15 protein-coding genes and 1 other RNA gene are annotated in these 12,512 nt (G+C 67.2%); 12 read left to right on the forward strand and 4 right to left on the reverse strand.

Annotated features, from left to right (window positions below; translation table 11 throughout):
• Positions 1 to 3 precede the first annotated feature (3 nt).
• Both metF and ACK4HL_RS18050 read right to left on the reverse strand, forming a co-directional pair.
• The gene (gene metF, locus ACK4HL_RS18045) at positions 4 to 885 is read right to left on the reverse strand and encodes a methylenetetrahydrofolate reductase [NAD(P)H] (RefSeq protein WP_409763343.1); all 882 of its coding nucleotides are present in this window, start codon (positions 883 to 885) and stop codon (positions 4 to 6) included.
• A complete protein-coding gene (locus tag ACK4HL_RS18050) occupies positions 882 to 1,868 on the reverse strand; it encodes an ArsR/SmtB family transcription factor (protein WP_409763346.1) in 987 nt (328 codons plus the stop codon). The genes metF and ACK4HL_RS18050 overlap by 4 nt, the downstream gene beginning before the upstream one ends.
• A gap of 176 nt (positions 1,869 to 2,044) precedes the next feature.
• On the opposite strand from ACK4HL_RS18050, the gene ACK4HL_RS18055 reads away from it, so the two are divergent.
• Positions 2,045 to 2,656, forward strand: a complete 612-nt coding sequence (locus tag ACK4HL_RS18055; RefSeq protein WP_409763349.1) for a phospholipid-binding protein MlaC — start codon at positions 2,045 to 2,047, stop codon at positions 2,654 to 2,656.
• 74 nt (positions 2,657 to 2,730) lie between these two features.
• Complete coding sequence (locus tag ACK4HL_RS18060) at positions 2,731 to 3,327, forward strand: ABC transporter substrate-binding protein (protein WP_409763352.1); 597 nt, start codon at positions 2,731 to 2,733, stop codon at positions 3,325 to 3,327.
• Positions 3,328 to 3,339: 12 nt separating this feature from the next.
• Here the strand turns inward: ACK4HL_RS18060 and ACK4HL_RS18065 are convergent, their stop codons facing one another.
• The gene (locus tag ACK4HL_RS18065; RefSeq protein WP_409763355.1) at positions 3,340 to 3,798 is read right to left on the reverse strand and encodes a c-type cytochrome; all 459 of its coding nucleotides are present in this window, start codon (positions 3,796 to 3,798) and stop codon (positions 3,340 to 3,342) included.
• 136 nt (positions 3,799 to 3,934) lie between these two features.
• Between ACK4HL_RS18065 and ACK4HL_RS18070 the strand changes: the two genes are divergently transcribed.
• From ACK4HL_RS18070 to ACK4HL_RS18085, 4 genes are all read left to right on the forward strand, one after another.
• A complete protein-coding gene (locus ACK4HL_RS18070; protein WP_409763358.1) occupies positions 3,935 to 4,582 on the forward strand; it encodes an extensin family protein in 648 nt (215 codons plus the stop codon).
• Positions 4,583 to 4,678: 96 nt separating this feature from the next.
• Entirely contained in the window at positions 4,679 to 5,011 is a 333-nt protein-coding gene (locus ACK4HL_RS18075) for a hypothetical protein (RefSeq protein WP_409763361.1), read from the forward strand.
• Positions 5,012 to 5,029: 18 nt separating this feature from the next.
• Complete coding sequence (locus tag ACK4HL_RS18080; protein ID WP_409763364.1) at positions 5,030 to 5,716, forward strand: TerB family tellurite resistance protein; 687 nt, start codon at positions 5,030 to 5,032, stop codon at positions 5,714 to 5,716.
• Positions 5,713 to 6,444, forward strand: coding sequence for an N-acetylmuramoyl-L-alanine amidase (locus tag ACK4HL_RS18085; RefSeq protein ID WP_409763367.1), 732 nt, complete (start codon positions 5,713 to 5,715; stop codon positions 6,442 to 6,444). Before ACK4HL_RS18080 ends, ACK4HL_RS18085 begins: the two co-directional genes overlap by 4 nt.
• On the opposite strand, the gene ACK4HL_RS18090 is transcribed toward ACK4HL_RS18085, so the two are convergent.
• Positions 6,445 to 6,912, reverse strand: a complete 468-nt coding sequence (locus ACK4HL_RS18090; RefSeq protein ID WP_409763370.1) for a hypothetical protein — start codon at positions 6,910 to 6,912, stop codon at positions 6,445 to 6,447.
• A gap of 81 nt (positions 6,913 to 6,993) precedes the next feature.
• Between ACK4HL_RS18090 and ACK4HL_RS18095 the strand changes: the two genes are divergently transcribed.
• The 6 genes from ACK4HL_RS18095 to ACK4HL_RS18120 all read left to right on the forward strand — a co-directional run.
• Positions 6,994 to 8,658, forward strand: coding sequence for an amidohydrolase (locus ACK4HL_RS18095; RefSeq protein WP_409763373.1), 1,665 nt, complete (start codon positions 6,994 to 6,996; stop codon positions 8,656 to 8,658).
• Between the two features lie 53 nt (positions 8,659 to 8,711).
• Positions 8,712 to 9,120, forward strand: an RNA gene (gene rnpB / locus ACK4HL_RS18100) — RNase P RNA component class A.
• A 97-nt stretch (positions 9,121 to 9,217) separates the two neighbouring features.
• Complete coding sequence (gene rsmH / locus ACK4HL_RS18105; RefSeq protein ID WP_409763375.1) at positions 9,218 to 10,234, forward strand: 16S rRNA (cytosine(1402)-N(4))-methyltransferase RsmH; 1,017 nt, start codon at positions 9,218 to 9,220, stop codon at positions 10,232 to 10,234.
• Positions 10,234 to 10,590, forward strand: a complete 357-nt coding sequence (locus ACK4HL_RS18110; protein WP_409763378.1) for a hypothetical protein — start codon at positions 10,234 to 10,236, stop codon at positions 10,588 to 10,590. The genes rsmH and ACK4HL_RS18110 overlap by 1 nt, the downstream gene beginning before the upstream one ends.
• Positions 10,587 to 12,299 carry a peptidoglycan D,D-transpeptidase FtsI family protein gene (locus ACK4HL_RS18115; protein WP_409763381.1) on the forward strand — a complete coding sequence of 571 codons (1,713 nt, stop codon included), beginning with the start codon at positions 10,587 to 10,589 and terminating at the stop codon, positions 12,297 to 12,299. Before ACK4HL_RS18110 ends, ACK4HL_RS18115 begins: the two co-directional genes overlap by 4 nt.
• On the forward strand, positions 12,296 to 12,512 hold a 217-nt coding region (locus ACK4HL_RS18120; protein WP_409763384.1), incomplete at its 3' end, for a Mur ligase domain-containing protein. The genes ACK4HL_RS18115 and ACK4HL_RS18120, both read left to right, overlap by 4 nt.

Raw genomic sequence — 12,512 nt, forward strand, 5'->3', positions numbered from 1 at the left:
GCTTCAGGCCGCCTTCGCCACCGTGCCGAGGCCCAGGACGCGGCAGATCGCGTAGACGAGGTCGGCGCGGTTCAGCGTGTAGAAATGGAAATGCGTGACGCCCTCGCGGCGGAGTGCCGCCACCTGCTCGGCCGCCACCATGGCAGCGACGAGGTTGCGCGTCTCCGGATCATCGTCCAGCCCCTCGAAGCGGCGGGCGAGGGCGGGCGGAATGCTGGCGCCGCAGCGCGCGGCGAATTCGCTGACGCGTGCGAATGAGGTGATCGGCAGGATGCCGGGCACCAGTTCGATTTTGATGCCGCGCGCCGCGATGCGGTCGCGGAGCCTCAGGAAGAAGGCGTTGTGGAAGAAGAACTGCGAGATGGCGCGGCTTGCGCCATGCTCCGCCTTGTCGGCCATGAAGGCGAGGTCCTCCTCGATCGAGACCGATTCGGGGTGGCGTTCGGGATAGGCGGAAACCGAGATCTCGAAATCGCCGAGCGCGCGGATGCCGCGCACCAGGTCGGCGGCGTTGCGGTAGCCTTCGGGGTGGGGCAGGAATTTCGTGCCGACGCCGCCCGGCGGATCGCCCCGCAGCGCCACGATGTGACGCACGCCGGCGGCGTGGAAGGCGCGCACCGTGTCGTTCACCTCTTCGCGGCTGGCGCCGACGCAGGTCAGGTGCGCGGCGGGCCTCAAGGTGGTGCCGGCTGCGATGCGGCGCACGGCCTCCAGCGTGCGCTCACGCGTGGTGCCGCCTGCGCCATAGGTGACGGAGACGAAGCTCGGGCCCACCGTCTCGAGCTTTTCGATGGTGCGCCAGAATCCTTCCGCGCCGTCCGCCCTGGGCGGAAAGAACTCGAAGGAAACCGTGATCCCGGAAACATCCTCGGCGAAAGCGATCATGTGGCGCGGTCCATCATCAGGCTGGGGGATTGGGAGGCGGCGGGTGCCGTGGCGAGCCACAGCGAAACGGTGAGGCCCTTGCCTTCCTTGCGCCAGGGCGGCGGGAGCACATCGTGCTGGACCAGCGCCAGGCCGGCGCGGTGAAGCCACTGGGCCATGTGCTCGGCGGCGATGCCGAGGCGGCGGTGGGCGTGTTCGGTGCGCAGCTCGTCCAGCTCATGGGGCGCGAAATCGACGATCAGCAGGCGGCCGCCCGGCTCCAGGATGCGTGCCGCCTCGGCCAGTGCCCGGGCAGGGTCCTCCAGGAAGTGCAGCACCTGGTGGATGGTCACGAAATCGGCGAAGCCGTCCGGGAAGGGCAGGGCATAGATCTCGCCGTGGCGCACCTGGGCATTGCGGATTCCCGCCCTCTCGAGGTTCACCCGGGCGATCGCCAGCATGTCGCGGCTCGAATCGATGCCGATCGACTGCGCCGCGCGCCCGGCGAAGCGGCGCAGCACCGCGCCGGTGCCGGTGCCGAGATCGACGTGGAGGCGGATCGGCGCGTTGCCGGCCAGCCTCACCATCGCCTGCTCGACGTCCTCCTCGCGCACATGGAGGGAGCGGAGCTGTTCCCAGCGCTCGGCGTTCTCGGCGAAATAGCGCGAGGCGGCCTCGGCCCTGCGGCTGCGGATCTCCTCGAGGCGCGCCAGGTCGCCGGCGAGGACGGGGTCGGAACCGGGCAGGAGGTCGACGATGGCGCGGGCGAGGGCGCCGCCCATGTCTTCCTCGCGCAGGCGGAAGAGCACCCAGTTGCCCTCCTTGTGGCGGCTGATCAGGCCGGCCTCGGCCATCAGCTTCAGGTGACGGCTGACGCGCGGCTGGCTCTGGCCCAGGATCTGGGTCAGCTCGCTGACATTGGCCTCGCCATGGGCGAGGATGAACAGGATGCGCACGCGGGTCGTTTCCGCGGCGGCGCGCAATCCGGACAGCAATTCATCCATGCTTGCTCGACCTCCATAACTACATAAACATATCGTTATGTCGGTTGCAACATCCTTGCCTTCCAGGAGTCTCAAAAGGCTGTGTGCGAAACTGACAGTGTCTTGCATTCGACAAGATTTCACGGCGTAGTTGGAATTGTTTGCGGCACGCGGAGGCCGGCCGTCGAGGAGGAGAGATGACTGACCGGGGGAACCACCCGCTGACCCGGCGGGGCCTGTTTGGAGTGGCGCTGGCGGCCTTGCTGGCCGCTGGGGCGGAGCCGGCCTGGGCGAGGACGGCCGCCGAAAACTACGTGACCGGCATCGCCGAGGACGTGATGGCGCTTGCCAACACCGGCAAGAAAGGGCCGGCCTTGCGCTCGCAGTTCGCCGCCCTGATGAACCGCTACGTCAACCTGAAGGCCATCGCCGATTACGCGCTCGGGCCCCACCGCAAGAAGCTTCCGGCCGCCCGGCGTTCCGAGTTCTACGAGCTGGTCAGCAACTACGCCGCCGCGCTTTTCGTCTACTACGTCGAGGACTTCCGCGGCACCGAACTCGAGATCATATCCACCAGCAAGCAGGGGCGCTTCACGGTGATCCACAGCGCCATCACGGGCAAGGGCGGGCGCGAGCAGGTGCGCTGGCGCCTCAGTGCCTCGGGCGGCGGGTACCGGGTGAGCGACGTCAACATCAAGGGCGTCTGGCTGACGATCTCGATGAAGGACCGCTTCAACAAGGTGCTGAAGGGCTCCAAGGGCGATTTCGAGCCGCTTTTCGCAGAGCTGCGCGAGGCCGAAACCTGGTAGGGCGAGACGCGTTGTTGACCAGGCTTCGGGCTGTCCATTAAGGCTCGACCATGGAGCGGTGCAAGAAGCGAATCATGTCCCAGTTCACCAAGCCCGAACCGGCTCGCCTGACGCGCCGAGCCGCCATGGCGGGCCTTGCGGCAGCCGTCTTCGCCGCGCCGGCGACGGCCGCGGCGGACCATCCGGCCGTCGCCTACATGCGCAAGGTGGCGAAAGACATGCTGAACGCCCACCGGCAGGGCACGGTGGCGAGCTTCAAGCGCGCCATCCTTCGCCATGCCGACGTGCGCAGCATCGGGGACTATTCCCTTGGACAGTACAAGGCGAAGCTGGGTGCGGGCCAGAAGGAAGCCTATTACGCCGGCACCGCCACCTTCATGGCACGCTACTTCGCCGACCAGTCGCGCGAATACGTCATCGCCAAATACGAGATCGGCGAAGCCAGCGCGGACGACGGCAAGGACGTGAACGTCCAGTCCAAGGTCTATCTGATGAACGGCCAGTCCTACACGGTGATGTGGCGGCTCGTGCCGCGCAAGGGCGGCTACAAGGTGGCCGACGCCAAGATCATGGGCTTCTCGCTCATCTACCTGCAGCGCGGCATCTTCACGTCCTTCCTTTCCAAGCGGAACGGCGACGTGGCCCAACTCGTGGCGGCGCTGAACCGCTGAAGCTGCAATCGCTTACTTCGCCTGGATGCTCTTGATGTAGCCGACGAGTGACTGGATGCGGTCCTGCACGATCAGCTCGCGCGTGTCGCGGTCGGTGTCCTGCGAAATCGCCTCGCTGTCGAACCAGTCGCCCCACACGGGCATGTCGCGCATGCCGTGAACCTTCACCTCGGCGCGCCCGTCGATCACTTCGGTCACGCGCTCCTCGGGAAACTTGCCGGAATTCAGCTTGCTGAGCTGGGTGATGTCCGGCACCGCGAGGGTGAGGAATTCAGCCAGCGTTCCATCGCCCTTGCCCTCCGTGCCGTGGCAGGCGGCGCAATAGTTGCGGTAATCGCGGCGTCCGAGCTCGATGCTGATGCCCTCGCTCACCAGCGGCGTTCCCGCCGTTCCCGAGGCTGCGGCGGCGGAGGCTGCCGCGATCAGCAGGCCGCCCGCCACGAGGCCCGCCACTCCATGTTTCCGCTTCATCATCATCCCTCCGCTTCTGGCAAGAGAATCGCCCGCATGGCGCAAGCCAGCCTTGACCTCCGTCAATTGACCGCCCATTAACCCTGCGGGGCCTAGGCTTTCCGCCGGTTCCTCGGTCAGTGGCGTTCAGAGTATCATGGCATTCCTGCGCAATCTCGTTGTGATTGCCGCAGCTTCGGCGCTCCTCGCCGGCTGCGGTTCTTCCAGCCGCAAGACCTCCTTCGACACTGAAGGCCTGCGCGCGCCGGAAGGTTCCTGCGAGATCAAGCCATCGCGCATCGGGCTGGCGGAAAAGATCCGCGACATCGACGAGGGCAACGGCTGCGAAATCCCCAACGCATGGCGGGTGAGGGGCTTGGGTTCCGTCCATTTCAGCCAGCCGGCCACGATGAACTGCGGCATGGCGGCCCCCTTGCGCGACTGGCTCGAAGACACGGTGCAGCCCGCCGCCCAGCGGAGCTTCGGCGAGAGCGTCGTCAGCGTCGATGTCGCCGCCTCCTATTCCTGCCGCCCGCGCAACGGCGCCAATGGCGCCAAGATGAGCGAGCACGGCTTCGGCAACGCCATCGACATCACCGGTTTCACGCTGGAGAGCGGGCGCAAGGTGACGGTGCTCGATGGCTGGCGCGGCGGCGGCGAGGAGCGGCGCTTCCTCCACACCGTGCATGAGGATGCCTGCGGCGAGTTCCGCACCGTGCTGGGCCCCAACGCCGACCGGCACCACCGCGACCATCTTCACCTGGACCTGCAGAACCGCCGGAGCGGAAGCGTTTACTGCCGCTAGATCAATGGTTTCGCGGCTGACTTGAAGAAGGTGATTCAAGCCCGGCGGAAAGCCCCGCTGTTGCAATTCGGCCGAACCCGGCGCATATCAGCCGGCATGGAACAGGAAATCATCAAGCCCGCGAGCCAGCCCAAGGGCGGTTCGCAGGCCTTCAGCCCGGCGGGCAGCCTGATGGCGGCGGTGGGCGCCACGCTGCTCATCTTCTGCTTCACGGGCTCCGCCATGGTGGCGAGCGTCTGGGCCTTCGCCAAGCTGATCGGCGTGCCCGACATCGTGATGTATGTGGTGATGGCGCTGGGCCTCGTGCCGGTTGCCTGGGTCACCATCTGGACGGCGGGCAGGGCCTGGCACGTCGAGCGCCTCATCGCTTCCCACCAGGACATCGACACGCCCGTCTTCAGCCTGTTCCATTATCTCAGGAAGCGCTGAGGCCCGAAGCCCTCTCCCATGTCGATCTGGACCCGAATTGCCGACGTCATCGCCTCGATCGGCGAGTCGGTCGGCGGTTTCCTGCAGGCGATCGTCACGCGCAATCCGGGGCCGCCCGAGAAATCGGTCGCCTTCACCATCGGCATGATCGCGCTCGGCGCCAAGATGGCGAAGGCCGACGGGGTGGTGACGGAAGACGAGATCGCCGCCTTCAAGCAGGTTTTCCACATACCCGACGAGGAGCTTTCCGCCGTGGCGCGCGTCTTCAATCTCGCCAAGCAGGATACCGCGGGCTTCGAGACCTACGCACGGCAGATCGCGCGGCTGTTCGACGCCCAGCACGAGGTGCTGGAAGACGTGCTCGACGGCCTTTTCCACATCGCCAAGGCTGACAACGCCTATCATCCGGGCGAGCACGGTTTCCTCGGCCAGGTGGCCGAGATCTTCGGATTCTCCCCACAGGATTTCGCGCGCATCCGGGCCCGCCACGTTGGTCTCGCGGACGATCCCTGGCTCATCCTCGGCCTTCCCCACGATGCGGGAGAAGAAGAGATCCGCCGCCGCTACCGGGAGCTGGTGCGGGAATACCACCCGGACCGGCACATCGCTGCGGGAGTGCCCGAGGAGATGATCGAGATCGCCACGGAGCGCCTCCAGAAGGTGAACGAGGCCTATGGCCGCATCATGAAGGAGCGTGCGGCGTGATCGTTTCGCCGCTGGCCGAGCGCCTGGTGCCGGCCGCCAACTGCGAGCCGCGGCGGGGCGGGCGCGGCGTCGACATGCTGATCCTCCACTATACCGGCATGGCCAGCGCCGAGGCGGCGCGCGAACTCCTGTGCAGTGCCGAATCCGGCGTGTCCTGCCATTATCTCGTCGACGAGAGCGGGATCGTCACCCAGATGGTGGGCGAGGAACTGCGTGCCTGGCATGCGGGTGCTTCCAGCTGGAAGGGCGAGACCGACACCAACTCGCGCTCGATCGGGATCGAGATCCAGAATCCCGGCCATGCGCTGGGCTATGCCGATTTTCCTGCGCGCCAGATGGCCTCCCTCGCCGCGCTGTGCCGGGACATCCTCTCGCGCCATGCCATTCCGCCAGCCCATGTGCTCGCCCATTCCGACGTGGCGCCCGGCCGCAAGATCGATCCGGGCGAGAAATTCGCCTGGGGCCAGCTCGCCGCCGAAGGAATCGGCCACTGGGTTCCTCCCGCCGCCGATGACTTCACCCGCCTGTCGCCGAGCGAACTGCTGTCCTTCCAGACCCTTCTCTCGGCCTATGGCTATGCCATCGCTCCGACGGGGGAGCCCGACGAGCAGACGCGCAAGGTGACCGACGCCTTCCAGCGCCATTTCCGGCAGAGCCTCGTCAACGGCGTGCCGGATGTTTCAGCCCTCCGCACGGCGGAGCGGCTGCTGGCGGCGGGCGCCGCCTGATCAGGTCTTCCGGCAGAATTCGAGAAGGCCGGCGAGATCGGCCTCGAAGAGCGGGAACACGATCTCTTCGCCGCCCGCCGTCACGGTGAAGCGGTCGGCCTTGGCCATGGCCGCGAGGACCGGGTGATCCACGGGGATCTCCGCCTCGATGCTGGCGCTGTCGGCCTCGCGGTTCACGTCCACCTTGCCCCGGAAGGACACGGTCTCGCCGCCGGCGGTGACGGTGAGCCCCGCTTCCTTCTGGCCCGCCGCCTTCTCCAGCGACTGAACCGGCCGCGGCAGGTAGAGGTTTACGATGCCCCGGCGGAGCGGGCACCACAGGCTCACCCCCACGTCATCCGAATCGGCCACGCCGAAAATCAGGTATGCGTCCTCCTCGCTTGCATCGAGCATCCATTCGCGCTCCTGTGCGTGAGCGGCGCCGGCCATGAGGCCGAGGGCGAGGAAAACGAAAAACGGGCGGGGCATGAGTGCAAAACCTGACGTAGCAGCGCCTATCTATCCACTCTTCCGGACTCGTGGAAGTGGCAATCTGGAGAACTCCTGTTCATGACGGCATCACTCATCATCACCAACGCCTCGGTCCTGACCATGGACCGGGGCCGCCCCCGGGCGGAGGCAATCGCCATTTCCGGGAATCGAATCAGCGCCCTGGGCTCCCATGCTGAGGTGATGGCTGAAAAGGGCGCGGCCACGCGCGTGGTCGATGCCGGCGGGGGAAGCGTCATCCCCGGCTTCGTCGAGGCCCACATGCATCTCTTCGCCGGCGCGGCCGAGCTGAGCCACCTGCAGCTTTTCGGCACGCGCGGCTTCGCGGAGCTGAAGGCACGCACCGAGGACTTTCTCCGGCAGAACCCGGGCGACGATCTCGTCATCGGCGAACAGGCCGATTACGTGATCCTCGGCGAGAACGAGCCGCTCACCCGCCACCATCTCGACCGGATCGTGAAGGACCGTCCTGTCCTGCTCTTCTCGCCGGACCATCACACGGCCTGGGCCAACACCATGGCGCTCGAGATGGCCGGCCTCCTCAAGGGCCGCAAGCTCGGGCCCGGCAACGAGATCGTGATGGGGGCCGACGGGCTCGCGGCGGGCGAACTGCGCGAGAGCGAGGCCTTCGACCCGGTGCGGGCGCTGTCGAAGAAAGGCATGCGCGACAGGCTCGGCCTCATCACCGGCGGCGAACCCGACCCGTATCCCACCAAGGCCGAGTTCGAGACCGACCTCGAGACGATGCGGGCGGGACTCGCCCACGCCGCGGCGCATGGCATCACCTTCATCCAGAACATGGACGGCAACATCTACACGCTTGAACTGCTTGAGGAACTGCACCGGCGCGGCGAGCTCACGGCGCGCGTCAAGGTGCCGTTCCACTTCAAGAACTTCATGGACACGGGCATGCTGGAAAAAGCGTCGAAGATGGCGGCCCGCTACGATTCGGACATGCTGTCCTCGGGCTTCGTGAAGCTGTTCGTCGACGGCGTCGTCGATTCCGGCACCGCCGTGCTGGTGGATGACTATTCCGACCGGCCGGGCTGGAGGGGCGAGCCGCTGTTCGAGCCTTCGCGTTTCGCGGAGATCGCGGTGGAGGCGGACCGGCGCGGCCTGCAGATCGCCGTCCACGCCATCGGCGACGGCGCCGTCCGGATCGTGCTCGATGGCTACGAGGCGGCGCTCAGGGCCAATGGCCGGCGCGATTCGCGCCACCGGGTGGAGCATGTCGAGGTGATCCACCCCGACGACGTCCCGCGCTTCGCCGAACTCGGCGTGATCGCCTCGATGCAGCCGCCGCATCCGCCCGGCAACCACGGCCTGCCGCTCGAGCCCTATCTCTCGCGCATCGGCAGGGAGCGCTGGCCCCATGCCTTCGCCTGGAAGGCGCTGCGCGAGGCGGGCGCGCGGCTCGCCTTCGGCACCGACTGGCCGGTCTCCGACATCGATCCCCTGTGGTCGCTGCAGTCCGCCATGACGCGCGGCCGCTGGAGCGATGACATGCCCGACAACCGCCAGAGCCTCGCCCAGGCGCTCCATTCCTATACCGTGGACGGCGCCTATGCCGGCTTCATGGAGGAGAAGACCGGCGCCCTGAAGACGGGCATGCTGGCGGACGTCTGCGTGCTGCCGGCGGACCTCGAGAAGACCGATCCCGCCGCCTACAAGGGGATGCGGCCGCGCCTCACGGTGTGCGACGGAAAGGTGGTGTTCGGAAAGTGATTCCCTGCATTGCCGGTTGATCTTCCGGCCGGGACGGCCTACCTCAATCCATGCCAGCTGGCCGGATGACCGCTGCCGCAAGTCCCGAAAGGGCGCGGGGGAGGAAAGTCCGGGCTCCATGGAAACACGGTGCCGGGTAACGCCCGGCGGGGGCGACCCCAGGGAAAGTGCCACAGAAAAGATACCGCGGATCCGGGCCCCTCGGGGCCTGACGCAAGGGTGAAATGGTGCGGCAAGAGCGCACCGCGCCCCCAGCAATGGGGGCGGCAGGGCAAACCCCACCGGGAGCAAGACCGAATAGGGGCGACGCGGCGGACCTCGGTTCGCCAGGGCCGTTTCCGGCCCAGCCGCCCGGGTAGGTTGCGTGAAGCGCCCGGCGACGGGCGCTCCAGATGAATGGTCATACAGTGCGGGGGGCGACCCCCGCATGGACAGAACCCGGCTTACAGGCCGGCTGGCATCTCTCCATCCGCGCGCAATCGAAACCATTTGTTAAGCAGCCCGCGGGCAATGTCAGGCTCGCTCTTAACGTCTTCTTCACCCTGTTTCCGGGTCTCCGATGTCTGCCGCGCAAGCCCTTTCACCTGAACCGCACGTGCCGGTGATGCTGGCCGAAGTGCTGGGCGCGCTCAGGCCCCGCGACGGCGGCACCTATGTGGACGGCACCTTCGGGGCGGGCGGCTACACCCGCGCCGTGCTGGAGGCTGCCCGCACCCGCGTCATCGCCATCGACCGCGATCCATCGGCGATCCATGCCGGAGCGGCACTCGCGGCGCAGTACGGCGACCGCCTCAGCCTTCTCGAAGGGCGCTTCTCGGACATGGAGGCGCTGGTCGCGTCGGCGGGTGCCGGCACCATCGACGGCATCGTTCTGGACATCGGCGTTTCCTCCATGCAGCTCGACGAGGCGGAGCGCGGCTTTTCCTTCCTGCGCGACGGGCCGCTCGACATGCGCATGGCCCAGGCCGGGCCTTCGGCGGCGGATGCCGTCAACACGCTGCCGCAGGAGACGCTCTCCAACATCATCTACGTCTTCGGCGAGGAACCGAGGGCCCGCGCCATCGCCCGCGCCATCGTGGCGGCGCGCGCCGAGGCGCCGATCACCACCACGCTGGGCCTGGTCAAGGCCATAGAGCGCGCCACCGGACGCCCGAGACCCACCGACCGCATCCACCCCGCCACCCGCACCTTCCAGGCGCTGCGCATCCACGTGAACGGCGAGCTCGACGAGCTCGTCGCGGCACTCCACGCCGCCGAGCGTCTGCTGGCAGCGGGGGGAAGCCTCGTCGTCGTCACCTTCCACTCGCTCGAAGACCGGATCGTGAAGCGCTTCTTCGCCTCGCGCGCCGGCAAGCTGCCCTCGGGCTCGCGCCACCTGCCGGATGCCGCCAAGCCGCCGGAGCCGAGCTTCACGCTCCCCTTCAAGGGCCATCTCGGCGCCAGTGGGGAAGAGGCGGCGCGCAATCCACGCGCACGATCGGCCAAGCTGCGAGCGGGCATCCGCACCGCGGCCCCGCCGCTCCCAACCGTTGCGGGCGAGATCGGCCTCACCGTTCCCAGCGGGACACGCCACTGATGCACAAGTTCATCAACTTCATCCTCGTCATGACGATGCTGGTCTCCGGCTTCATCCTGTATTCGCTGGAGCACACGACGCGCGGGCTCGAACGCGAGATCGCCCGGCACGAGCGGGGAATCGCGGAGGAGACGGAGAACATCCGCCTGCTCAGCGCCGAATGGTCGAGCCTGACCCGCCCCGACCGGCTCAGGGCGCTCGCCGAGCAGCATCTCGGCCTCGCCACGCTGAAGGCCAAGCAGATCGTGAAGCTGGAGGAGATCGGCAGCAAGGTTCCGGCCGAACCCGTGATCAAGCTCGAGGCCGAGGGCCAGGACCCGATCGGCGCCATCATCGACAAGATGCAGCAGCAATGACCGACATCACCACCGACCAGCCCCAAGGCGAAGAAGGGCCGCGCAAGCTCCGCGGCCAGAACCGCATCCGCCTCATCGGGATATGCTTCGGCATCGCCTTCCTCGCCATCGCGGGCCAGCTGACGCGGCTCACCGTCTTCCCGAAGCTCGAGGACGAACCGGCGCGGATCGCCGTTGAGGACCGGCTGCCCCGGCCCGACATCGTCGACCGCAACGGCGTGCTGCTCGCCACCGACGTGGCCGTGGCCTCGCTCTATGCCGATCCCTCGAAGATCATCGACATCGACGAGGCGATCGAGCTGCTCACCGCCACGGTGCCCGATCTCGACGCGCGCGAACTCCGGCGCAAGCTCAGCACCGCCAAGCGCTTCGCCTGGCTGAAGCGCCAGGTCTCGCCGGAAGAGCGCGATGCCGTCTACAATCTCGGCATTCCGGGCGTGGGCTACGTCAACGAGCGCCGCCGCGTCTATCCGCAGGGGCGGCTTGGCTCGCATGTCGTGGGCTATGTCGACCTCGACACCAAGGGCATCGCCGGGATCGAGAAGTTCCTCGACGGGCAGGGAGCACTCTACACCGCCTCGCTCGCCGAGCCCGCGGAGCACAAGACGGCTCCCGCCCAGATGTCGATCGACATCCGCGTGCAGGCGGCGATGATCGACGAGATCTCGAATGCCATCATGAAGTTCAGCGCCATCGCCGGCGGCGGCATCGTGATGGACATCGACACGGGAGAAGTGCTCTCGCTCGTCTCGCTCCCCGACTTCAATCCCAACGACGAGGAAAAGAACCTCGCCAAGGAACAGCAGAACAAGATGACGAGCGGCGTCTACGAGCTCGGCTCCGTCATCAAGGCCGTGACCTTCGCCATGGCCCTCGACTATGGCACGGCGACGCTCGAGAGTTCCTATGACGCGCGCTTTCCCCTCGTCATCGGAAGCGCCCGCATCAATGACTTCCACGCCCAGCGCCGCGTGCTCACCGTGCCGGAGGTGTTCACCAACTCTTCCAACATCGGCACCGCGAAGATGGCGCTCGAGGTGGGCCTCGAACGCCACCAGGAGTTCCTGAAGCGCGTCGGCCTTTTCGAGCGGCTGCAGACGGAGCTTCCGGAAAGCGCCAGGCCGCTGCTTCCCCGGCGCTGGAGCAAGCTCGCCACGGCGACGGCGGCTTTCGGCCACGGTTTCGCCGTCCAGCCTTTGCAGGGTGCCGCCGTGGTTGCAGGACTCCTCAATGGCGGACATCTGATGACGCCCACCTTCCTGAAGCGCAGCAAGGAAGACGCCCTCGCCATGGCGCAGCGGATCGTCAGCCCGGAGACTAGCGAGAAGATGCGCTATCTCTTCCGTCTCAACGCCACGGACGGCTCCGCCTCCAAGGCGGACGTGATCGGCTACCGCACCGGCGGCAAGACGGGCACGGCGGAGAAGGTGGTGAACGGGCGCTACTCGAAGGAGAAGCGGCTTGCCTCCTTCATCGGGGCCTTCCCGATGGACCAGCCGCGCTACCTGCTGCTCGTCATGCTGGACGAGCCCAAGGCCACGCCCGAAACCTATGGCTTCGCCACCGCCGGCTGGAACGCCGTGCCGACGGCGGGCAAGATCATCGAGCGCATCGCGCCGATGCTCGGCGTGGAACCGGTCTTCACGCCGGAGGACGTGGAGAAGCTCGCTAAGCTCGAGGCGCAGGAAAAGAAGAAGAAGACGCAATGAGCGCCTCGGCCACCACACTCGGCCGGCTGGCGGCGGGCGAAGCCCCGCTCCCCGAAGGAGCCGAAGCTCTCGCCGTCACGGGCCTCACCGCCGACAGCCGCGCGGTGAAGCCCGGTTATGTGTTTGCGGCCCTTCCCGGCACGACCGTTGATGGCGCGGCCTTCGTCCCCCAGGCGATCGCGGCGGGCGCGGTGGCGGTGATCGCGGGGGAGG

The sequence above is a fragment of the Aestuariivirga sp. genome (genome assembly GCF_046294715.1).
In the GTDB taxonomy this organism is placed as follows: Bacteria; Pseudomonadota; Alphaproteobacteria; order Rhizobiales; family Aestuariivirgaceae; genus Aestuariivirga.

Coding starts and splice junctions, on each gene's coding strand:
- metF (WP_409763343.1), bottom strand. CDS start 885: ATGATCGCTTTCGCCGAGGATGTTTCCGGGATCACGGTTTCCTTCGAG.
- ACK4HL_RS18050 (WP_409763346.1), bottom strand. CDS start 1,868: ATGGATGAATTGCTGTCCGGATTGCGCGCCGCCGCGGAAACGACCCGC.
- ACK4HL_RS18055 (WP_409763349.1), top strand. CDS start 2,045: ATGACTGACCGGGGGAACCACCCGCTGACCCGGCGGGGCCTGTTTGGA.
- ACK4HL_RS18060 (WP_409763352.1), top strand. CDS start 2,731: ATGTCCCAGTTCACCAAGCCCGAACCGGCTCGCCTGACGCGCCGAGCC.
- ACK4HL_RS18065 (WP_409763355.1), bottom strand. CDS start 3,798: ATGAAGCGGAAACATGGAGTGGCGGGCCTCGTGGCGGGCGGCCTGCTG.
- ACK4HL_RS18070 (WP_409763358.1), top strand. CDS start 3,935: ATGGCATTCCTGCGCAATCTCGTTGTGATTGCCGCAGCTTCGGCGCTC.
- ACK4HL_RS18075 (WP_409763361.1), top strand. CDS start 4,679: ATGGAACAGGAAATCATCAAGCCCGCGAGCCAGCCCAAGGGCGGTTCG.
- ACK4HL_RS18080 (WP_409763364.1), top strand. CDS start 5,030: ATGTCGATCTGGACCCGAATTGCCGACGTCATCGCCTCGATCGGCGAG.
- ACK4HL_RS18090 (WP_409763370.1), bottom strand. CDS start 6,912: ATGCCCCGCCCGTTTTTCGTTTTCCTCGCCCTCGGCCTCATGGCCGGC.
- ACK4HL_RS18095 (WP_409763373.1), top strand. CDS start 6,994: ATGACGGCATCACTCATCATCACCAACGCCTCGGTCCTGACCATGGAC.
- rsmH (WP_409763375.1), top strand. CDS start 9,218: ATGTCTGCCGCGCAAGCCCTTTCACCTGAACCGCACGTGCCGGTGATG.
- ACK4HL_RS18110 (WP_409763378.1), top strand. CDS start 10,234: ATGCACAAGTTCATCAACTTCATCCTCGTCATGACGATGCTGGTCTCC.
- ACK4HL_RS18115 (WP_409763381.1), top strand. CDS start 10,587: ATGACCGACATCACCACCGACCAGCCCCAAGGCGAAGAAGGGCCGCGC.